The 25,062-nt window shown below is 73.2% G+C and carries 24 protein-coding genes, 1 pseudogene and 1 riboswitch; of the genes and pseudogenes, 16 read left to right on the top strand and 9 right to left on the bottom strand.

Features of this window, described 5'->3' with window-relative positions; genetic code table 11:
- Nucleotides 1-14: 14 nt before the first annotated feature.
- Nucleotides 15-797, top strand: coding sequence for a peroxide stress protein YaaA (yaaA, locus tag WJ438_RS28565; protein WP_406727764.1), 783 nt, complete (start codon nucleotides 15-17; stop codon nucleotides 795-797).
- Between the two features lie 71 nt (nucleotides 798-868).
- Complete coding sequence (eda, locus tag WJ438_RS28560; protein WP_406727763.1) at nucleotides 869-1,531, top strand: bifunctional 4-hydroxy-2-oxoglutarate aldolase/2-dehydro-3-deoxy-phosphogluconate aldolase; 663 nt, start codon at nucleotides 869-871, stop codon at nucleotides 1,529-1,531.
- On the opposite strand, the gene WJ438_RS28555 is transcribed toward eda, so the two are convergent.
- From WJ438_RS28555 to WJ438_RS28545, 3 genes are read right to left on the bottom strand one after another with little or no spacing between them, the layout of a single operon-like run.
- The gene (locus tag WJ438_RS28555) at nucleotides 1,506-2,945 is read right to left on the bottom strand and encodes a bifunctional RNase H/acid phosphatase (RefSeq protein ID WP_406727762.1); all 1,440 of its coding nucleotides are present in this window, start codon (nucleotides 2,943-2,945) and stop codon (nucleotides 1,506-1,508) included. The two genes, eda and WJ438_RS28555, sit on opposite strands and share 26 nt — an antisense overlap.
- Nucleotides 2,946-2,957: 12 nt before the next feature.
- Entirely contained in the window at nucleotides 2,958-3,701 is a 744-nt protein-coding gene (locus WJ438_RS28550) for a zinc ribbon domain-containing protein (protein WP_406729838.1), read from the bottom strand.
- The gene (locus WJ438_RS28545; RefSeq protein ID WP_406727761.1) at nucleotides 3,698-4,618 is read right to left on the bottom strand and encodes a Nif3-like dinuclear metal center hexameric protein; all 921 of its coding nucleotides are present in this window, start codon (nucleotides 4,616-4,618) and stop codon (nucleotides 3,698-3,700) included. The genes WJ438_RS28550 and WJ438_RS28545 overlap by 4 nt, the downstream gene beginning before the upstream one ends.
- Before the next feature lie 197 nt (nucleotides 4,619-4,815).
- Between WJ438_RS28545 and WJ438_RS28540 the strand changes: the two genes are divergently transcribed.
- Together WJ438_RS28540 and WJ438_RS28535 are read left to right on the top strand one after the other, a co-directional pair.
- A complete protein-coding gene (locus WJ438_RS28540) occupies nucleotides 4,816-6,087 on the top strand; it encodes a hypothetical protein (RefSeq protein WP_406727760.1) in 1,272 nt (423 codons plus the stop codon).
- Nucleotides 6,088-6,184: 97 nt separating this feature from the next.
- On the top strand, nucleotides 6,185-6,352 hold the full coding sequence (locus WJ438_RS28535) for a hypothetical protein (RefSeq protein ID WP_406727759.1): 168 nt from the start codon (nucleotides 6,185-6,187) through the stop codon (nucleotides 6,350-6,352).
- 106 nt (nucleotides 6,353-6,458) lie between these two features.
- Here WJ438_RS28535 and WJ438_RS28530 read toward each other — a convergent pair whose 3' ends face one another.
- Nucleotides 6,459-7,358 (bottom strand): MaoC/PaaZ C-terminal domain-containing protein, encoded by a 900-nt coding sequence (locus WJ438_RS28530; RefSeq protein WP_406727758.1) that lies wholly within the window; start codon nucleotides 7,356-7,358, stop codon nucleotides 6,459-6,461.
- A gap of 96 nt (nucleotides 7,359-7,454) precedes the next feature.
- Between WJ438_RS28530 and WJ438_RS28525 the strand changes: the two genes are divergently transcribed.
- Nucleotides 7,455-8,009: a response regulator gene (locus WJ438_RS28525; protein WP_406729837.1), complete on the top strand. Its 555-nt coding sequence runs from the start codon at nucleotides 7,455-7,457 to the stop codon at nucleotides 8,007-8,009.
- On the opposite strand, the gene WJ438_RS28520 is transcribed toward WJ438_RS28525, so the two are convergent.
- Both WJ438_RS28520 and WJ438_RS28515 read right to left on the bottom strand, forming a co-directional pair.
- On the bottom strand, nucleotides 7,953-8,696 hold the full coding sequence (locus WJ438_RS28520; protein ID WP_406727757.1) for a class I SAM-dependent methyltransferase: 744 nt from the start codon (nucleotides 8,694-8,696) through the stop codon (nucleotides 7,953-7,955). The genes WJ438_RS28525 and WJ438_RS28520 overlap by 57 nt on opposite strands.
- A 253-nt stretch (nucleotides 8,697-8,949) precedes the next feature.
- Nucleotides 8,950-10,386, bottom strand: a complete 1,437-nt coding sequence (locus WJ438_RS28515) for an MFS transporter (protein ID WP_406727756.1) — start codon at nucleotides 10,384-10,386, stop codon at nucleotides 8,950-8,952.
- Nucleotides 10,387-10,555: 169 nt separating this feature from the next.
- Between WJ438_RS28515 and WJ438_RS28510 the strand changes: the two genes are divergently transcribed.
- The 4 genes from WJ438_RS28510 (at nucleotide 10,556) to WJ438_RS28495 (ending at nucleotide 13,692) form a co-directional block, all read left to right on the top strand.
- Nucleotides 10,556-11,218 carry a class I SAM-dependent methyltransferase gene (locus WJ438_RS28510; protein WP_406727755.1) on the top strand — a complete coding sequence of 221 codons (663 nt, stop codon included), beginning with the start codon at nucleotides 10,556-10,558 and terminating at the stop codon, nucleotides 11,216-11,218.
- A gap of 73 nt (nucleotides 11,219-11,291) precedes the next feature.
- Complete coding sequence (locus WJ438_RS28505; RefSeq protein ID WP_406727754.1) at nucleotides 11,292-12,284, top strand: N-acetylmuramoyl-L-alanine amidase; 993 nt, start codon at nucleotides 11,292-11,294, stop codon at nucleotides 12,282-12,284.
- Nucleotides 12,285-12,441: 157 nt separating this feature from the next.
- The gene (locus WJ438_RS28500) at nucleotides 12,442-13,266 is read left to right on the top strand and encodes a hypothetical protein (protein ID WP_406727753.1); all 825 of its coding nucleotides are present in this window, start codon (nucleotides 12,442-12,444) and stop codon (nucleotides 13,264-13,266) included.
- Nucleotides 13,267-13,398: 132 nt separating this feature from the next.
- Complete coding sequence (locus tag WJ438_RS28495) at nucleotides 13,399-13,692, top strand: hypothetical protein (protein ID WP_406727752.1); 294 nt, start codon at nucleotides 13,399-13,401, stop codon at nucleotides 13,690-13,692.
- 175 nt (nucleotides 13,693-13,867) lie between these two features.
- Here the strand turns inward: WJ438_RS28495 and WJ438_RS28490 are convergent, their stop codons facing one another.
- Genes WJ438_RS28490 through WJ438_RS28480 form a run of 3 tightly spaced genes read right to left on the bottom strand, consistent with a single transcriptional unit; the run spans nucleotide 13,868 to nucleotide 17,105 of the window.
- Nucleotides 13,868-14,944 (bottom strand): prenyltransferase, encoded by a 1,077-nt coding sequence (locus WJ438_RS28490; RefSeq protein WP_406727751.1) that lies wholly within the window; start codon nucleotides 14,942-14,944, stop codon nucleotides 13,868-13,870.
- On the bottom strand, nucleotides 14,941-15,687 hold the full coding sequence (locus WJ438_RS28485; protein WP_406727750.1) for a class I SAM-dependent methyltransferase: 747 nt from the start codon (nucleotides 15,685-15,687) through the stop codon (nucleotides 14,941-14,943). The genes WJ438_RS28490 and WJ438_RS28485 overlap by 4 nt, the downstream gene beginning before the upstream one ends.
- Entirely contained in the window at nucleotides 15,681-17,105 is a 1,425-nt protein-coding gene (locus WJ438_RS28480) for a glycosyltransferase family 4 protein (RefSeq protein WP_406727749.1), read from the bottom strand. The genes WJ438_RS28485 and WJ438_RS28480 overlap by 7 nt, the downstream gene beginning before the upstream one ends.
- A gap of 207 nt (nucleotides 17,106-17,312) precedes the next feature.
- On the opposite strand from WJ438_RS28480, the gene WJ438_RS28475 reads away from it, so the two are divergent.
- The 7 genes and pseudogenes from WJ438_RS28475 (at nucleotide 17,313) to WJ438_RS28445 (ending at nucleotide 25,041) form a co-directional block, all read left to right on the top strand.
- Nucleotides 17,313-18,023: a TetR family transcriptional regulator gene (locus tag WJ438_RS28475; RefSeq protein ID WP_406727748.1), complete on the top strand. Its 711-nt coding sequence runs from the start codon at nucleotides 17,313-17,315 to the stop codon at nucleotides 18,021-18,023.
- Nucleotides 18,024-18,270: 247 nt separating this feature from the next.
- A riboswitch (cobalamin riboswitch) is annotated at nucleotides 18,271-18,343 on the top strand.
- Between the two features lie 130 nt (nucleotides 18,344-18,473).
- A complete protein-coding gene (locus WJ438_RS28470) occupies nucleotides 18,474-19,733 on the top strand; it encodes a prenyltransferase/squalene oxidase repeat-containing protein (protein ID WP_406727747.1) in 1,260 nt (419 codons plus the stop codon).
- Nucleotides 19,730-20,392: an SCO2322 family protein gene (locus WJ438_RS28465; protein ID WP_406727746.1), complete on the top strand. Its 663-nt coding sequence runs from the start codon at nucleotides 19,730-19,732 to the stop codon at nucleotides 20,390-20,392. The genes WJ438_RS28470 and WJ438_RS28465 overlap by 4 nt, the downstream gene beginning before the upstream one ends.
- Nucleotides 20,393-20,428: 36 nt before the next feature.
- A pseudogene (locus WJ438_RS28460) lies at nucleotides 20,429-21,756 on the top strand (energy-coupling factor transporter transmembrane component T).
- The gene (locus WJ438_RS28455; RefSeq protein ID WP_406727745.1) at nucleotides 21,753-23,420 is read left to right on the top strand and encodes an ABC transporter ATP-binding protein; all 1,668 of its coding nucleotides are present in this window, start codon (nucleotides 21,753-21,755) and stop codon (nucleotides 23,418-23,420) included. The pseudogene WJ438_RS28460 and the gene WJ438_RS28455 overlap by 4 nt, the downstream one beginning before the upstream one ends.
- Nucleotides 23,417-24,268, top strand: coding sequence for an ECF transporter S component (locus tag WJ438_RS28450; protein WP_406727744.1), 852 nt, complete (start codon nucleotides 23,417-23,419; stop codon nucleotides 24,266-24,268). Before WJ438_RS28455 ends, WJ438_RS28450 begins: the two co-directional genes overlap by 4 nt.
- A 356-nt stretch (nucleotides 24,269-24,624) precedes the next feature.
- A complete protein-coding gene (locus tag WJ438_RS28445; protein WP_406727743.1) occupies nucleotides 24,625-25,041 on the top strand; it encodes a transglycosylase SLT domain-containing protein in 417 nt (138 codons plus the stop codon).
- Nucleotides 25,042-25,062: the final 21 nt, after the last annotated feature.

Here is a 25,062-nt window from a genome sequence, read left to right as displayed (position 1 = left end):
CGTGAGGAGTACGCGTGCTTGTCCTGCTGCCGCCGTCCGAAGGCAAGGCCGCTTCCGGCCGCGGCGCCCCGCTGAAGCCGGAGTCCCTGTCGCTGCCGGGGCTGGCCGACGCCCGGGAGGCCGTCCTCACCGAGCTGGTGGACCTGTGCGCCGGTGACGAGGACAAGGCGCGCGAGGTGCTGGGGCTGAGCGAGGGGCTGCGGGGCGAGGTCGCGAAGAACGTGGAGCTGCGGACCGCCGGCGCCCGGCCCGCCGGGGAGATCTACACCGGGGTGCTGTACGACGCCCTGGACCTGGCCTCCCTCGATCCGGCCGCCAAGCGCAGGGCCGCCCGTTCGCTGCTGGTGTTCTCGGGGCTGTGGGGCGCGGTCCGGGTCACCGACCGGATTCCCTCCTACCGCTGCTCGATGGGCGTACGGCTGCCGGGGCTCGGGGCGCTGGGTGCGTACTGGCGTACGCCGATGGCCTCGGTGCTGCCGGAGGCGGCCGGCGGCGGTCTCGTGCTGGACCTGCGGTCGGCCGCGTACGCGGCGGCGTGGAAGCCGAAGGGAGAGGTGGCCGCCCGCACGGCGACGGTACGGGTGCTGCACGCGCCGACCCGGAAGGTGGTCAGCCACTTCAACAAGGCGACCAAGGGGCGGATCGTCCGCGGCCTGCTGACGGCGGGGACCGCGCCGAAGGATCCCGCCGGGCTGGTGGAGGCGTTGCGGGATCTCGGGTACGTGGTGGAGGCACAGGCGCCGGAGCGGGCGGGGACGCCCTGGGCGTTGGACGTGCTGGTGGACGAGATTCACTGACCCGCACCATTTCATTGCGCACAGCGCAACACCCTTTGCGCAGGGTGCTTCACTGAAGGCAGGATGACGCCATGAGCTCATCCCTGCCCTCGTCGGGCCCCTCCGCCTCCGTGCTGGATCTCGCGCCCGTCGTGCCCGTCGTCGTGCTGGAGGACGCCGCCGACGCCGTACCGCTGGCGCGGGCGCTGGTCGCCGGCGGGCTGCCCGCGATCGAGGTGACCCTGCGGACGCCCGCCGCCCCGGACGCCCTCCGCGCGATCGCCGCCGAGGTGCCGGACGCGGTGGTCGGGGCCGGCACCGTGATCACACCGGGGCAGGTGAGCGAGGTCGTCGCGGCCGGGGCTCGGTTCCTGGTCAGTCCGGGCTGGACGGACGTACTGCTGGAGTCGATGCTGGCGTCCGGGGTGCCGTTCCTGCCGGGGGTGTCGACGGTCTCGGAGGTCGTGGCGCTGCTGGAGCGCGGGGTGCGGGAGATGAAGTTCTTCCCGGCGCGGGCGTCGGGCGGCACGGCGTATCTGAAGGCGATCGCCGGGCCGCTCCCCCAGGCCCGCTTCTGCCCGACCGGCGGGATCGGCCCCGACTCCGCGCCGGACTATCTCGCACTGTCCAACGTCGCCTGTGTGGGCGGCAGTTGGATGATCCCGCCGGATGCGGTGGCGGCTCGCGACTGGACGCGGATCGAACGGCTGGCCCGCGCGGCGGCGGGCCTCAGCGCAGGTGGGACGTCTCGTTGAACAGCCGGACGCTGGCGTTGCCGTCGGCGTAGTACGCCACCGCCGACAGCGAGGCCGCCGACAGTTCCATCCGGAACAGGGCCTCGGGCGGGGCGCCCAGGGCGAGGCGTACGAAGGTCTTGATCGGGGTCACGTGGGTGACGAGCAGGACCGTGCGGCCCGCGTACGCGGTGGTCAGCCGGTCCCGGGTGGTCTCGATCCGGGTCGCGGTGGCCGCGAAACTCTCCCCGCCGCCGGTGGGTTCGGCGTCCGGGGAGGACAGCCAGGCGTTCAGGTCGTCGGGGTGGCGTTCGCGCACCTCGGCGAAGGTGAGGCCCTCCCAGGCGCCGAAGTCGGTCTCGCGCAGCCCGTCGTCGACGGTGACGTCGAGGCCCAGGCGTGCGGCGATGACGCCGGCGGTCTCGCGGGTACGGGCCAGGGGGGAGGCGACGATCGCCTGGACGGTGCCGCGCCGGGCGAGGTGGACGGCGGTCTTCTCGGCCTGCTCCCTTCCGATGTCGGAGAGGGAGGGGTCGCTGCCGCCGCTGCCGGAGAACCGTTTCTGGGGGGTCAGCGGGGTCTCGCCGTGCCGGAGCAGTACGAAGGTGGCCGGCGGACCCATGTCGGCGGGCGCCCAGCCCGATGAGGGAGTGGCGGCCGACGCCGGACCGCGGGCGGCGGCCGTCTCGGTGCCGGGGGTGGCCACGGCCTGCGCGGCCCGGACGTCGGCGGCGGCGTTTCCGGCAGGGGCGTTTCCGGCAGCGGCGTCGGCCCCGGCGACCCCGGCGGCGGCCCCGGCGGCGGCCTCAGCCGCGTGCGCCCGTGCCGCACCGGCGGCCGCGTCCCCGGGCGAACCGGACCGCCCGGACGGCTCCGACGGCTCAGGTGTCGCGGGCCGTGGGCCCGGCGTGTCCAGCGCGGCGCGAGAGTCCGACGCGCTGCTTCCCCAAGCTCTCGACTCCTCCCCCACTCTCGGCTTCGCTCGAGCGGGGACACCCCCATGAGCAGGGGAGAGCCCGACCTCGCCGCGCTCCCCCGCGTCCATCGCCTCGTTGGCCAGGCGGTCCGCGTGCTTGTTCTGCTCGCGCGGGATCCACTCGTACGTGATCCGGCCGGGCGGGAAGACCCGCACCGCTTCGGCCGCCAGCGGCTTGATGCCGGGGTGCTTGATCTTCCAGCGGCCCGACATCTGCTCGACGACGAGCTTGGAGTCCATCCGGACGTGGACCGTGGCCTCCGGGTCCAGCTCACGGGCGGCCCGCAGGCCGGCCAGCAGACCCGAGTACTCGGCGACGTTGTTCGTGACGACGCCGAGGTACTCGGCCGCCTCCCGCAGCGTCTCTCCCGTCACCGCGTCGCTCACCACGGCCCCGTAGCCCGCGGGTCCGGGGTTGCCCCGTGACCCGCCGTCGGCCTCGACGATGAACTCCCGCACCGGAAACAATCCCTACAGCCCCGACTCGGCGGTGCGGACCAGGATGCGGCGGCAGTTCTCGCAGCGCACCACCGTGTCGGGCGCCGCCTGGCGGATATCGTTCAGCTCGGTGATGGCGAACTCCTGGCGGCAGCCCTGGCAGCTGCGCGCGTACAGCTTCGCCGCGCCGATGCCGCCCTGCTGCTCACGCAGCTTCTCGTACAGCTTGAGCAGGTCCGCGGGGATGGCCCCGGCGACGACCGCGCGCTCCTTGGTGACGGTGGCGGCCTCGCCGTCGATCTCCGCGCAGGCCGCGTCCCGGCGGCCGGTCGCGTCGTCGATCCGCGACTGGACGGAGGTGACCCGCTCGGCCAGTTCGGCGACCCGCTCCTGCGCGGACTCGCGGCGCTCCATGACCTCCAGGACGATGTCCTCGAGGTCGCCCTGGCGCTTGGCGAGGGAGGCGATCTCGCGCTGGAGGCTCTCCAGGTCCTTGGGCGAGGAGACGGCACCGGAGTCGAGGCGCTTCTGGTCGCGGGCGGCGCGCTGGCGCACCTGGTCCACGTCCTGTTCGGCCTTGGTCTGCTCGCGGGCGCAGTCGCTCTCCTCGGTCTGCGCGGCCACGTACAGGTCACGCAGCTGGGCGAGGTCCCGGGTCAGCGCCTCGATCTCGGCGTGTTCGGGGAGCGACTTCCGCTTGTGCGCGAGTTGCTGGAGGCGGACGTCGAAGTCCTGGACGTCGAGGAGTCGGATCTGGTCGGCGGGCGCGGCGTTCAGTTGGGGGCTCCAGATGTATCGGAGTGGGGAAGGGCGCGCGAAGCGCTCCCTGGAGGGGCGGTGGTGGGCGACGGGTGGGCGAAGGACGCCGCGTGGGCGGTCCAGGGGTCGGTGACCGTCGCGGAGACATGGACCCGGAGGTTCCATCCGTGGCGGTCGGAGATCTCGTCGAGCTGGGCGGCGGCCAGCTCGCACCAGGGCCACTCGGTGGCCCAGTGCGCCGCGTCGAGCAGCGCGAGGGGACGGTGGGCGGCATGGTCCGCCGCGAACTCCGACGCCGGGTGGTGGCGCAGGTCCGCGGTGAGGTACGCGTCCACTCCGGCCGCCCGGACGTGGGCGAAGAGGCTGTCGCCGGAACCGCCGCTGACGGCGACCCTGCGGACGACCGCATCGGGGTCGCCGGCGACGCGGATGCCCTGCGCGGTGGCGGGGAGGCGCTCGGCGGCGCGGGCGGCGAATTCGCGGACGGTCAGCGGATGGTCCAGTTCACAGACGCGGCCGAGCCCGCGGCGGCCTTTGGGGTCGGTGGTGTCCGGCACGAGCGGCCGTACGACGCGCAGGTCGAGGGCACCGGCCAGGGCGTCGCTCACACCGGGATCGGCCGTGTCGGCGTTGGTGTGGGCGACGTGCAGCGCGATGTCGTTCTTGATGAGCTTGTGCACCACGCGGCCCTTGGAGGTGGAGGCCGCGACGGTGGTCGTCCCGCGCAGGTAGAGCGGGTGGTGGGTGACCAGCAGGTCGGCTTTCAGCTTCACCGCCTCGTCGACGATCTCCTGGGCGGGGTCGACAGCGAACAGGACCCGGATAACCTCCTGGTCGGGGTCGCCCGCGACGGTGCCGACCGCGTCCCAGGACTCGGCCCACTCGGCGGGCCACAGGGTCTCCAGCGCGGTGATGACTTCAGACAGACGGGGCACAAGCGCAAGGCTACCTGCCCCTTTGGCGCTGTAGTACCGGTGCGGGCACCTGGAACGGACCCGATGACCGCCAGCACATAAGCCCCCGTTTCCTCAGGTGAATCGTTCCTGGAACACCCTTATGTGTGAAGCGGGGGCCGCCGGGTCCTCCGTCCGCGCGTACGAAAACTACGTTCGTGGCCGGAGGTGACCGAACGATGACGATGTGTGCGATCGAGCCTTCGACGGGCCACTCGGACACCGGGCACGCGGACACGGGGCACGAGGACCGTACGGAGAACGAGGGGGGTCCGGGACGCGGGGGCGGGACGCCCGCGCCGGGCTGCGTCCTCACCGCCGACGGTTCCTACGCCGCGCGCCTCGCCCTCGCCGGCGACTCCCTGTTCCCGGAGCGCTGGACCCTGGACGGCCCCGAGCCCTACGCGGTGCCGCTGCCCGGCGGCCGACCCGAGGAGCCCGGCACCGAGGTGCAGCCCATGGGCGACGGGCGGGTCCTCCTCCACCGGCCGGTGGGCGGGCCGCACCACGGGAGGCACACCTTCTCCCTCCTGTACCCGACCGGTCCCGGGACCGGTGAGCTGTCGCTCGGCGCGGTCGCGTGTCCGGACGAGGAGACCCGGCTGCGGCTGCTGCCGCCCGCCCCGTGCGGGCGGCGGGCGTACGCCGTGGCCGTGGGCCCGCGGTCGACGGCACTGTGGCTGGTGGCGGGCGGCGCCTTCGGGCCCGAGCGGCTCGCCGAGATCCCGGGGCGCTGCTCGGGCGGGGTGTGGCTGGACCGCACCGGCCGGATGCTGGCCCTGGACCGGGAGACCGGCGGACGCACCAAGTCGGTCGTGGTGGACCTGGAGCGCGGGGGCGAGGTGTCGCCGCTGCTGCAGCTCGCCCCGGAGAGCGACGACCGGGTCCTGCTCGCCGACCCGGACAGCGGGCTGTTGCTGATCCGCTCGGACGCGCCCTCACCGGGACGGACCCGGTTGGGCTGGGGGGTGCTGGGCAGCACGCTGCCGGTGCGCTTCCCGGAGTGCCTGCGGCTGCCGGACTGCGCGGTCACGCCGTTCGCGATCCAGCCCGGCCAGGTGCTGACGCCGGAGAACTGCGCGGTGGCACTGCGCATCGACGGCGCACTCGGCAGCTGGGTCGGGGTGTGGCGGCCGGCGCTGCGGCAGGTGCGCCATCTCCCGGCGCCCGAGGGGTGGCTGGCGGGGACCGGACTGTGGACGGCGGACGGGGTACTGCGGCTGCCGTGCGCCACACCGGCAGTGCCGTGCGCGGTGGCCCTGCTGTACCCACCGGCGTCGGAGCGGCAGCGAGAAGGGGGCGGCCTCCACGCCCCGACGGAAGCGGCGTCCCCGGCCTCCACCGATCGCACGGTGTCCACGGGGGCCGCGGCCCCCAGGTCCGCGGCCACCCCCGCGGTCCGCCCCGTGCCCCTGCAACAGGCCCCCCTGGGACCGCTTGTAACGAAGTAGTGGCGGCTGGCGTGGCCGCCTGGATGCGCACCGTGGCCTGCTGGTTAGACTCGCTCGGCTGTAGGAAAGATCAGTTTTACGGGGTGAGTTCCTTCTGATGAACGATGCCGGCACGAACCAGCCGCAGACCGCCGACGGCGGGCAGATCGCCGCCGGGCGGGGCAAGCACCGCGGACCGGTTTCCCAGCAGGACGCCACGGTGGCCCCTCGGGGCCGTCACCGCAGGCCTGCTGAAGAGAACGAGCACGGGGAGCAGGCTGCCTGACGTCACATCAGGTGGTAGACAGGTCGGTAGCCGGCCCCGCCCGTCGCACGACGGGCGGGGCCGTTCCCGGTCCGTCACGCTCCCCTCGGCTGCGGGCTGGTTCAGTTCAAAAGTGTTCGACGGTGGTGTCGGCGAGCACGGGCGCGTCGTCCCTGTCCAGTGCGCTCACGGCCACCCGCACCTCGCCGTGCGCCTCACGCCCCTCACCGGTCGTCCCACGCCCCTCACCGGACCCGCGCCACATGCGGATCCGCAGCGTCTCGCCCGGGTACACGACGCCGGCGAACCGGGTGGCGTAGCCGCGGACGCGGGTGACGTCCCCGCCGAGCAGCGTGTCGACGACCGCCTTGAGCGTCATGCCGTAGGTGCACAGCCCGTGCAGGACCGGCCGCTCGAACCCGCCGAGCTCGGCGAACTCGGGATCGGCGTGCAGCGGGTTCCAGTCGCCGGAGAGGCGGTAGAGCAGCGCCTGGTCCTCCCGGATCGTCCGCTCCACCGTCAGTTCGGGCGGGCCGGCGGGGGCCTCGCGCCGCGCGGACGGACCCCGGTCGCCGCCCCAGCCTCCCTCACCGCGTACGTGGATCTGCGCGTCGTCGGTCCACAGCGGGCCGTCGGCGTCGGCGACGTCGGTGCGCATCACCAGGACGGCCGCCTTGCCCTTGTCGTACACCGCCGCGATACGGCTGGTCGCGGTGGCGGTGCCCTCGACGGGCAGGGGACGGTGCAGGGTCAGCGACTGGCCGCCGTGCAGGACGCGGGCGAGGTCGACGTCGACGCCGGGCATCGACAGCCCGGCGATCACCCCGGGGGCTCCGGCGCCCGCGACGGTGGCGAAGCTCGGTAGGACGTGCAGCCTGGACTCCAGGGTGTAGCGCAGTTCGTCGGGGTCGGTGGCGGGGACGCCCGCGCCGATGCCGAGGTGGTAGAGCTGGACGTCCTTGTGCCCCCAGGTGATCTCTTCGGTCCGGGGTTCGGCGGCGAGCGCCTTGGCTGCGTCGATGGGCATGGAGTCTCCCGGTTCTGGAACGCGTTCAGTTGAAGACGCGAGGACGCGAAGCGGTACATTTCGCCCCGTTCGTCCTACGCTTCGTCCGTGAACGAGATGCCCCGGGACCACCGGCCCGCCACCTCCGTCCGGGTCCTGCTCGCGGAGGACCCGGGTACGACGCACGGGGCGCTCGCCTTACTGCTCCGGATGGAGCCGGGCATCGAGGTCGTGGCCCAGGTGGCGGCGGGGGACTCGGTCGTGGACGCGGCGCTCACCCACCGCCCCGACGTCGCCCTGCTCGACCTCGGGCCGGCCGGCCCGAGCGGCCCGAGCGGTCTGGACACCGCCGCCGAACTGCGCGACCAGGTGCCCGACTGCCGGGTGCTGATCCTCACGACGTCCGGCCGTCCCGGCCATCTGCGGCGGGCCATGGCGGCGGGGGCCGCCGGTTTCCTCGTCAAGGACGGGTCGGTGCGGGAGCTGGTCTCGGCGATCCGCCGGGCGCTGACCGGGGAGACGGTCATCGACCCCGCGCTCGCCGCCGTTGCGGGGGCCGACACCGCCGCTCCGCCGCCGCGGCTCACGGCCCACGGCTCCACCCCGGGCCCGCCGTCACGCGCCCCGCTGGAACAGTGCCGTCCAGAGGAAGTCCTCCCCGAAGACCGGTGAGTCCTCCGGCTCCTTCCGCATGCGGCGCAGTTCGATCTCGGTCAGCTCCGAGAAGATCCGGCGCAGCGACTCGTCCGTGTAGGCGAGCCCGCCCCGGAGGCCGCCCTGCCCCCGGTAGAACTCCGCGTCGGGCAGCTCCGAGCCCATTCCGCCCGCCGCGAAGCAGGTGAGCGCGAACCTGCCGCCCGGGGCGAGGACCCGGTCGAGCAGCGCGAGGTGGCTGATCCGGCGGTGCGGGGGCAGGTGGTGGAAGCAGCCGGAGTCGTACACCAGGTCGTACGGCCCGGCGAGTTCCATGCCGTCACGGGTGAGGGCGAAGGCGTCGCCGCAGTGGAACCGGACGCCGCGCGCTCCCGTCTCGCGGGCCCGCTCCCGCGCCCAGTCGACGGCGGCCGGGGAGAGGTCGACCGCGTCGACCTCGAAGCCGTGCGCGGCCAGATACAGCGCGTTGCGCCCGGGGCCGCAGCCCACCTCGAGCGCCCGGCCCCCGGTGAGCAGGCCCCGCTCGACGTACGACACCAGGCTCGCGTCCGGCTTCGCCACGAAGAACGGCACCGGCCGGGAGCGGTCGGCGTAGAAGCCGTCCCACCAGCCGGCGCCCTGTTCCGTCCACCGGTCGGCCTCCGGTGCGAACAGGCCGTCCAGCAGGCTGAGTACGTCGTCCACGGTGCGTATGCTCCGGTCCATCCGGGCCCCCTTCCGTATGCGGCGACCTTATCCGCAGGGGGCGTGAAATCCCAGGTCAGAGGGGCTGGTTGGGGCTGCTCGGCAGGAGCCGTCCGGCCCTGGACGAGGCCGGTACGACCGGCGCCGGGAGATCATCCGGGGCCGGGGAGGAACACCCGTGACGGCCCCCGCCGCGGGCCGTCACGGCACATCTCCGACCGGCCCGACGCCCACTTTCTCCACTGAATTCTCCCGCTGCTCCCCCAGGGCGCTCTCAGTGCGCCGCCGTGGCTCTCCGGGGCAGCCAGAGCCACATCAGCACCATTCCGGCGGCCAGCACCACCGCCCCCGTGCGGAACGACAGGGCGTATCCCTCGGTCAGGGCCTCCGGCGTCCCGCTGCCCGCCGTACGGGCCGCCGCGATCGTCGACAGGATCGCGAGACCCAGCGAACCGCCCATCGTGCGCGAGGTGTTGATCAGCCCGGAGACCAGTCCGGCCTCCTCGGGGGCCGCGCCGGAGGTCGCGAGCGCGGCGAGCGGGGTCCCGGCGAGGCCCGCGCCCAGCATCATCAGGATGCCGGGGAACATGATCGACGTCAGATACGTCCCGTCGGCCGTCATGGTCGACTGCCAGGCGAAGCCGGTCATCGCGACGAAGGTGCCGAGCACGGCCACGGCGCGCGCCCCGGCCACCCGCATCAGCCGGGGCGCGACCTTGGAGCCGACGACCACGGCGAGCGAACTCGGCACCAGGGCGAATCCGGCCTCGAGCGGGGTGTAGCCGAGGACGTTCTGCGCGTAGAGGGTCATGAAGAACCACATGGAGAACATCGCGGCGCCGCTCAGGAACATCGCCACGTTCGCCGACGACACCGACCGCACCCGGAACAGCCCCAGCGGCATCAGCGGGGCCTTGGCCCGCGCCTCGACGAGGAGGAACAGCGCAATGAGGAAGAGCCCGGCGAGCAGCGGCACCAGGGTGGGCGTCGCCGTCCAGCCCTCGGCCTCGGTCTGGGAGATGCCGTAGGCGAGGGTGGCGAGGCCGGCCGTCACGAACAGCGCGCCGGGCAGGTCGAGCCGCCGCCCGTCCCCGGCCCGGCCCTCCGCCAGCCACCAGACGGCCCCGGCCAGCAACAGCACCCCGATCGGCACATTGATCAGCAGGACCCACCGCCACGACAGCGCGTCCGTGAGTACCCCGCCGACGAAGCCGCCGGCCGCGCCACCGCCCGCCCCGACGGCGGTCCAGGTCGCGATGGCGCGGGCCCGCGCGGGGCCCTCCGGGACCGCCGAGGTGACGATGGTGAGGGTGGAGGGCGCCAGAACGGCCGCCCCGAGCCCCTGCACCGCCCGCGCCAGCAGGAGTTGCCAGCCGTCCTGGGCCAGTCCGCCCGCCAGCGAGGCCAGCGTGAACAGGCCGAGGCCGACGAGGAACATCCGCTTGCGTCCGTAGAGGTCACCGGCGCGTCCGCCGAGCAGCATGAAACCGGCGAAGGCGATGGCGTACGCGTTCACCACCCACTGCAGGCCCTGCTCGCTGAGCCCGAGGCCGGTGCGCATCGACGGCAGCGCGACGTTGACCACGGAGATGTCGAGCACGACGAGGAACTGACCGGCGCACGCGAGCGCCACCGCCAGCCACGGAGGAGGCGCGCTGCGGCGGGGTGTGCGGGTGACGGTGGTGTCCGGGACATCGAGCATGGACGCCATGCTCTCAACCGGCGAGCATCCCTTGCATCGGGATTTGGCCGGGCGGGTCCTGGTCCTTCCGACCTAGGACCGCCCGGGACCGCCCGACGAGCCCCCCGTCGGCCGCCCCCGGCGAGTACGGCAGCATGGGCACCCCGAGACGCGTACGACCGAGAGGACGCCGGAACCGATGCCGACGCCGAACCCCCCGGCACCCGAGCCCGAGATCCTGGCCGCGTTCGAGGCGGCGAAGGGCTTCATGCCCGCGGACGAGGGCCTGGCCCTGTACGCGGCGGCGGCCGAGGCGGGACGGCTGGGCCTCCCCCTGCTGGAGGTCGGCACCTACTGCGGCCGGTCCACGATCCTGCTGGCCGACGCGGCCCGCGAGGCCGGCGTCACCGCGCTCACCGTGGACCACCACCGCGGCAGCGAGGAGCAGCAGCCGGGCTGGGACTACCACGACCCGGAGACGGTCGACCCCGAACTCGGTCTGATGGACACCCTCCCCACCTTCCGCCGCACCCTGCACGGGGCGGGCCTGGAGGACCACGTGGTCGCCCTGGTCGGGCGCTCCCCGGTGATCGCGGCCCTGTGGAACTCCCCTCTCGCCCTGGTCTTCGTCGACGGCGGCCACACCGACGAACACGCCACGGCCGACTACGAGGGCTGGGTCCCGCACGTCGCCGAGGGCGGCCTGCTCGTCCTCCACGACGTCTTCCCCGACCCCGCCGACGAGTTCACCGGCCAGGCCCCCTACCGCCTCTACCTCCGTGCCCTGGCCTCCGGCGCCTTCACGGACGTCTCGGCCACGGGCTCACTGCGCGTGCTGCGCCGCACGGGACCCGGGATCTAGGGGATCGGATTCCCGAGGACCCCTTCCCGGTCATCGGAGCGAGGGCGGTACGCGTGGCCGCTAGGGTGACTGGGTGTCGTACACAGGCCCCGACTTCGAGCCGCCTCCGTCCCGCCGCTTCCGGCGCGGGCCCCTGACCGTGGCGCTGGCCGCGCTCGTACCGGGTGCTCTGCTCGGGTGGGCCGTCTACGCGGCCGTGGGCGGGTCGGGGGACGGCGAGGGGGGCGGGAGCGCTTCCGCGGGGGTGTCCGCGTCGACTTCGTCGCGCGCGCCGTCCTCCGCCGGTGCCTCACCGTCGGGCGAGTCCGGCGTCCCGGACGGCAAGGAGCCGAGCGGCTCCGCCACTTCCGGCTCCCCGTCCGGTTCCGCCTCCGCGCCGCCCGCCGGGTCCGGGCCGCTCAAGGGGAAGGTCGTCGTCATCGACCCCGGGCACAATCCGGGCAACTTCCGGCACACCGCCGAGATCAACCGCCAGGTGGACATCGGGACGAACTCCAAGGAGTGCGACACGACCGGCACGTCCACCAACGACGGTTACGCCGAGGCGAAGTTCACCCTGGACGTCGCCCACCGGATGCGCGAACTCCTCGAGGAGCAGGGCGCCACGGTGAAGCTGACCCAGGACGCCGACCGGTCGTTCGGGCCGTGCATCGACGAGCGCGCCGAGATCGGCAACAAGGCGAAGGCGGATGCCGCCGTGTCGATCCACGCGGACGGTTCGGGCGCCGGGAACCGCGGCTTCCACGTGATCCTCCCCGGCTCCGTGCGCTCCGGCGCGGCGGACACCCGGGCGATCGTCGGACCCTCCCGGGAACTCGGTGAGCGCATCGCGGGCAACTTCGTGCGCGTCACCGGCAACGCGCCCTCCAATTACGTGGGCGGCGGCACCGGTCTCGTCACGCGTAAGGACCTGGGCGGTCTCAATCTGTCAACGGTTCCCAAGGTGTTCGTCGAGTGCGGCAACATGCGCGACAGCAAGGACGCGGCACTTCTGACCAGCGGTGCCTGGCGGCAGAAAGCGGCGCAAGGGATCTCCGAGGGAATCGTGAGTTTCCTGCGCGGGTAGAGATCAGCGCGCTGATCCAGGCGGACAGCCCGATCGTGCGGACGATAGTGTCGTCCCTACGACGAGGGGTCACCCCCGCGCTTCACACCGGGCCCCGAGGGCGACGTGGTGACAGCGACGCCTCTACCGACGACGAGACGAACCAGAAGGACCTGAAGTGAATATCCGCTCCCTCACTCGAGGCGACGGCGTGGTGATCGGAGCAGCGGTATTGCTGTTCATCGCGTCGTTCCTCGACCTCTACTCGATCGACGGCGCCCCGGACGACGTCATCCCCAGTCTGTGGGGAAGCGGTCCGGTCGTGCTCGGTGTCGTGCTGGCGGGCATCATCGGCGCGGCGCTCGTCGTCGTGTCCCGCGGACTGCCGCAGCCGCCGAAGGCCGCGGGGCTGGACCTCGGCCAGTTCGGCGTCGCGTTCACCGTCTTCGCCGCCTGGAGCGCGCTCGGCAACATCTTCGACCCGGCCGGTGGCGCCAACAACATCACCAGCGGCTCCTCCACCGACGGGCCCGACTCGGGTCTCGGTCTCATCCTGGCCCTCGTCGCCACGCTGATCATGGCTGCCGCCGCCGTGGCCACCCCCCTGGTTCCGGCCCTCAAGGGCTCGCTCATGCCGGCGGCCCGCCCTGCCGCCCCGCAGCCCTACGGCGCCCAGCCGCCCGCCGGTTACGGCTACCCGGGTGCGCAGCAGGCCGGTTTCGGCGGTCAGCCGCAGCCCGGTCAGCCGGGACAGCCCTTCCCCGACCAGCAACAGCACGGTCAGCCGGCCGCGCCGCCCGCCGCCGACTTCTCGCCGTTCTGGTTCGCCGTTCCGGTGCCCCGGCAGCTGTTCCCGGAGGACGGTTCGCAGACGCCGATCGCCGAACTGGCCCCCGGCACCTGGTACCTGGCCGTCGAGCAGCGCGGCCCGGCCCTCGTCGCCCAGACGCAGGACGGCCGCCGCGGTGTGCTCCAGGACACCTCGGGCATCCAGCGCGGCTGACCCACTCCGTGACGTACGGCCCCCCGCCCTTCCGGGCGGGGGGCCGTTGTCGTACAGCTGAATTCCCGTGTGATTCCCGGTGTTGGACCGTCGTTCGGGTTTGCATCGGGATTCCGGGGCCAGACGGACCTCATGTCCCCTCGAAATCGCACGGGTTCCACCTCCGCGGGGACGGTCGTCGCGGTGATCGCGGACATCATGGCCGTCATTCTCGGATTGTGGATTCTGATGTACCTGTTGGACGCCAACCGGGCCAACGACCTGGTGCAGTTCGTCCATGACGCGGCCTCCTGGCTGGCCGGCTGGTCGCGTGATCTGTTCACCTTCGACGCGGAGTGGGCGCGGGTCGTCGCCGGTTACGGACTGGCCGCGGTCGTCTACCTGTTCCTCGGCCACGCCCTCGCCAACCGCCTCCACCGGCGCTGACCGGGTCTCCCCCGGCCCCCGCACCCGCCCACGACCCGACCGAGCGGCTGGTCGCGTGGCCAGGGGGCTGGGGGTGTCCTCCGGGGAACACAGCACCTTCGACGCGGAGTGGGCACGCGTGGTCGCCGGATACGGACTGGCCGCGGTCGTCCACCTGTTCCTCGGCTTGAGCCGCTCAGTCCAGGGCGCAGCAGTCCGGGTCGAGGCCTCTGGGCAGGCGGTCGCCGCCGAACACCGCGCAGGTGGCCTCGTGGCCGCCGAGCGCGGCGACGGCCAGCAGCAGCGAGCCGGCCGTCCAGGTGGTCAACTCGACCGGCCAGATCGCCTCGTCGTCGAAGACGTACCCCGTCCAGTACAGGCCGCTCTCCGGATCGCGCAGGTGCTGGATGGACTGGAGCACCTCCAGCGCCCAGTCGGACTCGCCCATCGCCCACAGGGCCAGGGCGAGTTCGGCCGACTCGCCGCCGGTCACCCACGGGTTGGGGATCACACAGCGCACCCCGAGTCCGGGGACGACGAAACGGTCCCAGCCCTCCTGGATGCGGGCCTTGGCCTCCGCGTCGGTGAGGGCGCCGCCCAGCACGGGGTAGTACCAGTCCATCGAGTAGCGGTCCTTGTCGAGGAACCGCTCGGGGTGGTGCCGGATCGCGTGCCGGAGTGCGCCCGCCGCCAACTCCCAGTCCGGCTGCGGCTCCTCCCGCTGCTCGGCGATGGCCAGCGCGCAGCGCAGCGCGTGGTGGACGGAGGAGCAGCCGGTGAGCAGCGCGTCGTCGGTGGCCGTGCCGTCGTCGTCGCGCCGCCAGCCGATCTGCCCGCCGGGCTGCTGGAGTTTCAGTACGTACTCCACCGCCGCGTACACGGTGGGCCACAGGCGGTCCAGGAAGGTGTCGTCGCCGGTGGAGAGGTAGTGGTGCCAGACGCCGACGGCGACGTAGGCGACGAAGTTGGTCTCCCGGCCCCGGTCGGTGACGTCGAGCGGGTCGCCGTCGGCGTACGCCGCGTACCAGGAGCCGTCCGCCAACTGGTGCCTGGCCAGCCACAGGTAGGCCCGCTCGGCGGCCTCGTGGGCGCCCGCGGCGTCCAGCGCCATCGCGGCCTCGACGTGGTCCCACGGGTCGAGGTGGTGTCCGCGGAACCAGGGGATCGCCCCGTCCTCACGCTGCACGGCGAGGATGGCCGCGACGGTGTCGGCGGCCTCACCCGCGGTGAGGACCCCGGGCAGGACGAGGTGTTCTGTCCGAGAGGTGGTCACTTGGCGCCCACCCCGGCCTCGGCGCGCGGCAGATGCGGCTTGGTCGCGTACGCCACGAAGCTCTTGCCCATCACCGGGTTGAGGGTCCGCTCCGCGATGCGGGTCGCCAGCGGCTTCTTCATGATGTCCCAGACCAGCAGCCTGTGGTACGCCCGCACCGGCAGCGCCTTGTCGTTGTCCACACCGAAGGCACACTTCAGCCACCAGTACGGCGCGTGCAGCGCGTGCGCGTGGTGGGTGCCGTAGGGGCGCAGGCCGGCCTCACGCATCCTGGCCAGCAGCTCGTTGGCCTTGTAGATGCGGATGTGGCCGCCCTCGACCTCGTGGTAGGCGTCGGACAGGGTCCAGCACACCTTCTCGGGCCCGTAGCGCGGGACGGTGACCGCGATGCGGCCGCCGGGCTTGAGCACGCGGACCATCTCGGCGAGGACGCCCTTGTCGTCGGGGATGTGTTCCATCACCTCGGAGATGATCACGACGTCGAAGGACTCGTCGGGGAAGGGCAAGGCGAGGGCGTCGCCCTCCATCGCCGTGGCGGTGGCCCCGGCGGGCGCCTCCCCGGCCTCCTCCATCGCCGCGAACCACTTGGCGACCTCGCGGATCTCCTCGCCGTTCTGGTCCAGCGCCACGACCCGCGCCCCGCGCCGGTAGCACTCGAACGCGTGCCGGCCGGCTCCGCATCCGAGGTCCAGGACACGGTCCCCCGGGGCGAGCGGGAACCGGGAGAAGTCGACGGTCAGCACGTGGCCCTGCTTTCGCGGTGGAAGGTGACGGGTTCTTCTGCGACGGGTGCCTGGGCCGCCACGGGACCGGCGGCGACGGGATCGGCGCCTACGGCCTCTGCAGTCCCTGCGGCCCCGGCGCGGGCCATCGCCTCGCGGTAGCGGGCCACCGTGCCTTCGGCCGCGCGGGCCCAGGTGAAGTGCCGGAGCACCCGCTCCCGGCCGGCCGCGCCGAGCCGCGCGCGCAGCTCCGGGTCGCCGAGCAGCCGGTTCAGTCCGGCGGCCAGCGCTCCCGCGTCGCCGGGCGGGACGGCCAGGCAGGTCTCCCCGTCACGGCCGGCCACCTCCGGGATCGCGCCGCCGGTCGTGGCGAGCAGCGGCGTGCCCGTGGCCATGGCCTCGGCGGCCGGGAGCGAGAACCCCTCGTACAGCGACGGCACGCAGGCGACCTGGGCGGAGCGCACGAGGTCGACCAGTTCCGCGTCCGAGATGCCCTTGACGAACTCGACGGCGTCCCCGAGCCCGTAGTGCTCCAACGCCCGCGCGACGGGCCCCTTGGCGGGGCGCTTGCCGACCACGACGAGGTGGGCCCCGGGCTGTTCGACGCGGACCTTCGCCAGCGCCTCGACGAGGAAGGCCAGGCCCTTGAGCGGCACGTCCGCACTGGACGTCGTCACGATCCGGCCCGGTACGACGGGCACCGACGCGTCCGGCGAGAACAGGTCGGTGTCGGCGCCGATGTGGACGACGTGGATCCGGTCCTGCCGTACGCCCAGGTGGTCGACGATCTCGTCGCGGGAGGTGCCGGAGACGGTGAGCACGGAGGGCAGTCGGCGGGCCACCCGCTTCTGCATCGTGGTGAAGGCGTACCAGCGGCGCACCGAGACGCGTCGCCGCCTGCTCCCGGCCGCGTCCAGCTCCAACTGCCGGTCGACGGTGATGGGATGGTGGATCGTGGTCACCAGGGGCGCGCCGAGGTCGCCGAGCAGGCCGTAGCCGAGCGTCTGGTTGTCGTGGACGACGTCGAAGTCGCCGCGCCGGGCCCGCAGATGGCGGCGGGCCCGCAGGGAGAAGGTCAGCGGTTCGGGGAAGCCACCGGTCCACATCGCGCCGACCTCGAGCGCGTCGATCCAGTCGCGGTACTCGTCGCGGCCCGGGGTGCGGAAGGGGTCGGGCTGGCGGTAGAGGTCGAGGCTGGGCAGCTCGGTGAGGCTCAGCCCGTCGTAGCCCTTGTCGAGGACGGGGTAGGGCTGGGCGCCGATGACCTCGACCCGGTGTCCGAGGCGGGCGAGTTCGCGGGAGAGGTGGCGTACGTAGACGCCCTGTCCACCGCAGAACGGGTTTCCCTTGTAGGTGAGGAGTGCGATGCGGAGTGGTCGCAAGCCATCGACGGCGGAGGGACCCCGCGAGGGCCCGGCCTGACTGGCCTCAGCGGTCACTCTGAGCCCCCTTCTCCCTGCACGGTCCCGCGACTCTACGTCGGGACGCTAACCTAGAACAAGTTTCAGAGTTGATCGTTCCGAGGCTTCGAATCTACCGGCAGGTAGGGACGCCGTGAGCAGTGGATCAGGTGATTCACGCCACGGCGGGACGCGTGCCATGCTGTCCGATCACCAACCCTCACCGACGGTCACGGAACGGGGCCCATGCCCGCGGAAGCCCACATGAAGAAGGCGGCCAAGGCGGCGATGCCACCCAAGCCGAACAAGGCCGGCAAGGCTGACAAGGCGGCAATCATGGAAGCCGGCACCACTCGATCATCCCCCGCCTCACCCCTGACCGAGCGGCAGGAGGCGCGCAGGCGCCGCATCCTGCACGCGAGCGCCCGGCTGGCCGGCCGGGGCGGCTTCGACGCGGTGCAGATGCGGGAGGTCGCGGAGTCCTCGCAGGTGGCGCTGGGCACGCTGTACCGCTACTTCCCGTCCAAGATCCACCTGCTGGTGGCCACGATGCAGGACCAGCTCGAGCACCTGCACGGCACCCTGCGGAAGAAGCCCCCGGCGGGCGAAACGGCCGCCGAACGGGTGGCCGAGACCCTGATGCTGGCCTTCCGCGCGCTCCAGCGCGAGCCGCACCTGGCCGACGCGATGGTGCGCGCGCTGACGTTCGCGGACCGCAGCGTGAGCCCGGAGGTCGACCAGGTCACCCGCCGGACGACGAGGATCATCCTGGACGCCATGGGCCTCGAGGATCCCGCACCGGACCAGCTCTCGGCGGTCCGCGTCATCGAGCACACCTGGCACTCGGCCCTGATCACCTGGCTGTCGGGACGCGCCTCGATCGCCCAGGTCAAGATCGACATCGAGACGGCGTGCCGCCTGATCGACTTGACGGCTCCGAAGGATGAAGCTCCGTGACATCGAACCTTTCGGTGACCTTCCGTTGGCCGAACCCCACCGCCCGCGCTCGAAGTCCGCGCACACCGCCCGCGTGACCTCCTCCATGCGCCACAGACAAGCATCCGTGAACACCCTGTGCCGGGACTCGGCCACCAAGACCAAGTGAAAGCGCATCGGCGACGTGACCTCGGACACCTCGGTTCAAGCCACTCCTGATCACTTTCTTACGGACGGGTAGAGTGGCCGCGTCGTCATCACCCGTACGGGGGAAGCCGGTGCAATTCCGGCGCTGACCCGCAGCCGTGAGCCGTCCGCCCGGACGGCGAGTCGGAATGCCCCGTACGGATCGTGACCGGCTCACGTGCCCGGCAGTCCGCCGGCGCACGGCACCGTCGAGGTATACGGAGCCGAGCCGCCGGGGGTACCCCGTGCTGCCTGGCTCCCCACAGGGAGAGGCACCCGCCGATCATGAACATCCGCAGCAGCGCAGCGGTCCTGGCCGCCGTCGCCGTGATCGGTGCCGCCGTACCGGCCGCCGCCGACTCGTCCCCGTCCCCCTCACCGTCCCGGCAGGCCCTGCCCGCCGCCCTGTACGGCGACGGCGACCCGCAGTACGACGGCGTGTGGCGGCAGTCGCTCGCCCTGCTCGCCCAGCACACGGTGGGCGTCGAGCCGCCGAAGTCGTCCGTCGACTGGCTGGCCGGACAGCAGTGCGCCGACGGCTCGTTCGCCCCGTACCGTGCGGACGCCGGCACGGCGTGCGACGCCAAGACCATGGTCGACACCAACCAGACCGCCGCCGCCGTCCAGGCCCTCGCCGCCCTCGGCGGGCACGACGCCGTCACCGGCAAGGCCGTCGACTGGCTGAAGTCCGTGCAGAACAAGGACGGCGGCTGGGGCTACATGGCGGGCGGGGCCAGCGACGCCAACTCCACCTCCGTCGTCATCGGCGCGCTCGCCGCGACGGGCGAGAAGCCGGCCGAGGTGGTCAAGGACGGCAAGTCCCCCTACGACGCCCTGCTGAAGCTGGCGCTGCCGTGCGACAGCGAGGGCGACGGCGCGGGCGCGTTCGCCTTCCAGCCGGACAAGAAGGGCGACCTGGTCGCCAACGCCGACGCCACGGCGGCGGGCGTGGTCGGCTCCCTCGGCGCGGGCCTGGTGGTCGAACCCGGCAAGGGCGAGTCGGCGGACGCCGCGTGCGAGAAGGCGGACACACCCGAGCAGGCCGCCGCCAACGGCGCCGCCCACCTCACCGGTGTGCTCGCCGAGGACGGCCACCTCGTCTCCGCCCTCCCCGGCTCCGAGGACCAGCCCGACTACGGCAACACCGCCGACGCGGTGGTCGCGCTCGCCGCGCTGGGCGCCACCGGGCCGGCCGCGAAGTCCGTGGCCTGGCTGGAGAAGAACGCCGCCGACTGGGCCGCCCAGAGCGGCCCCGCCGCCTACGCCCAGCTGATCTTCGCCGCCCACGCGACCGGCACCGACCCGCGCGCCTTCGGCGGCACCGACCTGGTGAAGCAGCTCACGGCGACCGGGCCGGCCGCCGAGGAGTCCTCGCGGACGGCGAACGACAACAAGCCCGAGCAGGACGGGAAGGACGAGACGAAGGCCGAGTCGGACTCCGGGTTCGGTCCCTGGTGGATCGGCTCCGTCGCCGGGGTGTGCCTCGTCGCCGCTGTCGGCATCGGCTTCCTGCTGCGCAGCCGGAGCAGGAAGCAGCAGTCGTGATCCGCCGGGCCGCCGTGCTGTTCCTGGCCGCGCTCCTGCCGCTGCTGGCGGGCGCGGGCCAGGCGCAGGCCGCCGGTTACCGGTACTGGTCGTTCTGGGACCTGGGCGGCGACGCGTGGACGTACGCCACCCAGGGCCCGTCCACGGCCCGTCCCGCCGACGGCGACGTCCAGGGCTTCCGGTTCGCCGTCAGCGAGGACTCCGCCGACGCGACGCAGCCCAGGGGCGCCGCCGACTTCGCCGCGATCTGCGCGAAGACCCCGGCGAAGGACGGCGAGAAGCGGGTGGCCCTCGTCATCGACTTCGGTACGGCCGCCGACGCCCCGGCCGGCGAGACCCCGCCGGCCGGCCGCACCGCCTGCGCCCGGGTCCCCTCGGACGCGACGACGGCGGAGGCCCTGGCCTCCGTCGCCGAGCCCCTGCGCTACAACCCCAACGCCCTGCTGTGCGCGATCGCGGGCTACCCGGAGAAGGGCTGCGGGGAGCAGGTGTCGGACGGCAGCGCACCGGCGCCCGAGAAGGAGGACGACGCCAAGTCCTCGGCATCGTCGGAATCCTCGGACGACGACGGCGGCCCCTCGCTCGGCCTGGTCGCCGGGATAGCCGTGGTGGCGTTCCTGGGTGTGGCGGCGATCTGGCAGGTACGCCGCCGTGCCTAGGTCCTGTCGTCACACTCCCGTCCGCCCCGTGACGCCATGCACTTCCCCGAGCTCTCGGCTTCTTCCCCGCTCTCGGCTCCTCCCGCACTCTCGGCCCCGCTCGAGCGGGGGGACCCCCACGAGCGGGGGGACCCCATGAGCAGGGGAGCCCCCCATGACGCCGCAGGGCCCGCCCTCCGGGCGGGCGACGGGAGTGTGACGACAGGACCTGGTGACGCCCAACCGTGGGGGCGCACCGGCACCGAACGTCCGGTGCCGTCGGGCGCCCCCGCCCCGCGCCGTCGGCAGGTCGACCCCCTGCACCCCGGCGCCTGGTGGCTGTGGGCCCTGGCCCTCGGTATCGCCGCCACCCGTACCACCAACCCCCTGCTGCTCGCCCTCCTCGTCACCGTCTCGGCGTATGTGGTGGCCACCCGCCGCCCGAACGCGCCCTGGGCCCGCTCCTACGGCGCGTTCGTCAAGCTGGCGCTCGCCGTGCTCGTCATCCGCCTGCTCTTCGCGATCGTCCTCGGCTCCCCCATCCCCGGCACGCATGTGCTCGTCGCCCTGCCCGAAGTCCCGCTCCCCGGCTGGGCGCAGGGCATTCGCCTGGGCGGCGAGGTCACGGCCGAGGCCCTCACGTTCGCCCTGTACGACGGCCTGAAACTGGCCACGCTGCTCATCTGCGTCGGCGCCGCGAACGCCCTCGCCAACCCCTCCCGCCTGCTGAAGTCCCTGCCCGGCGCCCTGTACGAGATGGGCGTGGCCGTCGTCGTGGCGCTGACGTTCGCGCCGAACCTGATCACGGACGTCCAGCGGCTGCGCGCCGCCCGTCGGCTGCGGGGCCGGCCCGATCGGGGTGTCAGGGGTCTGCTGCAGGTCGGACTTCCGGTCCTGGAAGGCGCGTTGGAGCGTTCGGTCGCGCTCGCCGCCGCGATGGACGCCCGCGGTTACGGCCGTACCGCACAGGTCCCGGCCGGGGTCCGCCGTACCACCGCCGCCCTCACCCTCGGCGGGCTGCTCGGCGTCTGCGCCGGAACCTACGGGCTGCTCACCGCCGAAGGCGCCGTCTACGGCGTTCCCGTACTCCTGGTCGGTCTCGCCGCCGCGCTCGCGGGCCTGTGGCTGGGTGGCCGGCGTTCCCTGCGCACCCGTTACCGCCCGGACCGCTGGGACGTCCGCGCCTGGTTGGTCGCCGGCTCCGGCGCGGCGGTCGCGGCGCTGCTCGCGCTCGCCGCCGCGCGCGACCCGGCGGCCCTGCATCCCGGTGTGGTGCCGCTGGTCGCGCCCACCCTCCCCCTGGGCCGGCGGCGGCCGTACTGATCGGCCTGCTCCCCGCCTTCGTCGCACCCGCCCCCGAGGACACCGGCAAGGAGCCGTCGTGATCCGCTTCGAGAACGTCTCCGTGACGTACGACGGCATGCCCGAACCCTCCGTACGGGGAGTCAACTTCGAGGTGCCGGAGGGTGAACTCGTCCTGCTCGCCGGCCCGTCCGGGGTCGGCAAGTCCACCGTGCTGGGCGCGGTCAGCGGCCTCGTCCCGCACTTCACGGGCGGCACTCTGCACGGCAGGGTCACGGTGGCCGGCCGCGACACCCGCACCCACAAGCCGCGCGAACTCGCCGACATCGTGGGCACAGTGGGCCAGGACCCGCCGTCCCACTTCGTGACGGACATCGTCGAGGACGAACTCGCCTACGGCATGGAGTCGTTGGGCCTGCCCCCGGACGTGATGCGGCGCCGCGTCGAGGAGACCCTGGACCTGCTGGGCCTCGCCGATCTGCGCGACCGCCCCATCTCGACGCTCTCCGGCGGCCAGCAGCAGCGGGTCGCCATCGGCTCGGTGCTCACCCCGCACCCGCGGGTGCTGGTCCTGGACGAGCCGACGTCCGCGCTGGACCCCGCGGCGGCCGAGGAGGTCCTCGCGGTCCTCCAGCGCCTCGTCCACGACCTCGGCACCACGGTCCTCATGGCCGAGCACCGCCTGGAACGCGTCATCCAGTACGCCGATCAGGTGGCGCTGCTGCCGGGGCCGGGCGAGCCCCCGCTGCTCGGTGCCCCGGCGGAGGTGATGGCGGTTTCCCCCGTGTTCCCGCCGGTGGTGGCGTTGGGCCGGCTCGCCGGCTGGTCCCCGCTGCCGCTGACCGTGCGGGACGCGCGCCGCAGGGCGGCCGGGCTGCGGGAGCGGCTGGCCGACGCGACGCCCCCGCCGCGGGAGCCCGCTCGGAAGACCCCGGCCCCCGCGCCCTCCGGTCGGCGCCTGTTCGGGCGCACCAAGGCGGACGCCTCCACTCCCGTCCACGTGGCGGAAGTCCGCTCCCTCGCCGTCCGCCGCGACCGTGTCCAGGCGCTGCGCCACATCGACCTGACGGTCGCCCCCGGCGAGACGATCGCCCTCATGGGCCGCAACGGCGCCGGAAAGTCGACGCTGCTCGGTGCCCTGGTCGGCCTGGTCGAGCCGTCCGCCGGTTCGGTCCGCACCGGTGACGCCGTGCCCCACCGCACCCGCCCCCGCGACCTGGTCCGCCGGGTGGGACTCGTCCCGCAGGAGCCGCGCGACCTGCTGTACGCGGACACGGTCGCCGCGGAGTGCGCCGCCGCCGACCGGGACGCCGAGGCGGAACCGGGCACGTGCCGCGCCCTGTTGTCGGAACTGCTGCCCGGCATCACGGACGACACGCACCCCCGTGACCTGTCCGAGGGCCAGCGCCTGACCCTCGCCCTGGCGGTGGTCCTCACCGCCCGCCCACCCCTGCTCCTCCTCGACGAGCCGACCCGCGGGCTGGACTACGCGGCGAAGGCCCGCCTGGTCGCCGTACTGCGTGGGCTGGCCGCCGAGGGCCACGCGATCGTCCTGGCCACGCACGACGTGGAACTGGCGGCGGAACTCGCCCACCGGGTCGTCCTGCTCGCCGAGGGCGAGGTCATCGCCGACGGTCCGGCGGCCGAGGTGGTCGTCGCATCGCCGTCCTTCGCCCCTCAGGTGGCCAAGATCCTGGCCCCGCAGCACTGGCTGACGGTCTCCCAGGTGCGGGCGGCCCTGCCATGACCCCCGCACGCACCACAGCCGCCACCACCGGTGCGCAGCGCCAGGCGCGGGCCGTCCGCCTTGGCCCGCGTTCGCTCCTGGCCCTGGCCCTGGTGAGCGCGGTGGGTGTGGCCGCCTTCGGCTGGCCCTTCCTGGCCCCGCCCGCCTCCGCCCTCAACGCCCACGCGCAGGACGCGCCGTGGCTCTTCGCCGGGCTGCTCGTGCTGCTGGTCGCGGTGGTGGCGGCGACGCTCTCGGAGTCGGGTCTCGGCCCGAAGGCGGTCGCGATGCTGGGCGTACTGGCGGCGACGGGCGCGGCCCTGCGCCCCATCGGCGCGGGGACGGCCGGTCTGGAACCCATGTTCTTCCTGATGGTGCTGAGCGGCCGGGTCCTCGGCCCCGGATTCGGCTTCGCGCTCGGCTCGGTGACGATGTTCGCGTCCGCGCTGCTCACGGGCGGGGTCGGCCCCTGGCTCCCGTTCCAGATGCTGGCGATGGGCTGGTTCACGATGGGGGCGGGCCTGCTCCCGGGCCCGGACCGCCTCCGGGGCCGCGCGGAGCTGTGGATGCTCGCCGCCTACGGCTTTCTGGCGGCCTTCGCCTACGGCACGGTGATGAACATGGCGGGCTGGCCCTTCATGGCCGCCCTCGCCTCGAACATCTCCTTCGACCCGGACGCGTCGGTCCCCGCCAACCTGGCCCGTTTCGTGGCGTACTGCCTGGCCACGTCCCTCGGCTGGGACCTGGGCCGGGCCCTGCTCACCGTCGTGCTGGCCCTGGCCCTGGGCGCCCCGGTCCTCCGCGCCCTGCGCCGCGCCACCCGCAGAGCGGCTTTCGAGACACCGGTCACCTTCACGGGGCACCCCTGAGTAATCGCTTCGCCCGCTCACGGTGACAGCGACGGCCCACCACGGTGAACCACCCCACATGGCCCAGATCACATACGAAGCGGCATCGTAGCCCTCAGCACACCCCCCACCCCCTCCCCCACCCACTCCGACCTGCGCGCAGGACCGCGGACCGCAAACCGGCAAGCTCCATGAAATGCGGCCACAACTAGTAAATACGGTCATTGCGGACGAACTTCGGAACTGTTTCTGTGGAGCAGTCGCCAGGCGCCGACGTGCCCCCACGGGCCGCGGCGCCGACGTATGCCCCGCCCCGCCTCACGTGTGTTCCGGCATCGGGCCTACGGCGACCCCCTGTACCCGAAGAAAGGCTCCACGTGTCCGCCGTTTCCCTCCTCCGCACCGTCGCCACCCCGAAGAAGGCCCTCGCCGGTGCCGCCCTCGCCGCCGCGGCCTGCGGCACGCTGATCGCCGCCACCCCCGCGCAGGCGGCCACCACGGCCACGGCCTCGGCCCGGGCGACCGCGCAGCAGATGGTCGGCGACTCGACGCAGTACCAGTGCTTCTCGAACATCGTCCAGCGCGAGAGCAACTGGAACCCGACCGCCACCAACGCCTCCAGCGGCGCCTACGGCCTGGTCCAGGCCCTGCCCGCATCCAAGATGGCCTCGGCCGGTTCCGACTGGAAGACCAACCCCGCCACCCAGATCGAGTGGGGCCTCGGCTACATGAACGAGCGCTACGGCAGCCCCTGCGCCGCCTGGGACTTCTGGCAGTCCAACAACTGGTACTGACCCACCCGCCCCCGGCACCAC

The organism is Streptomyces sp. GD-15H (genome assembly GCF_045291515.1).
Lineage (GTDB): Bacteria > Actinomycetota > Actinomycetes > Streptomycetales > Streptomycetaceae > Streptomyces.
The sequence above is the reverse complement of the archived record's forward strand: the minus strand, read 5'-3'. Positions and strand labels throughout refer to the sequence as shown.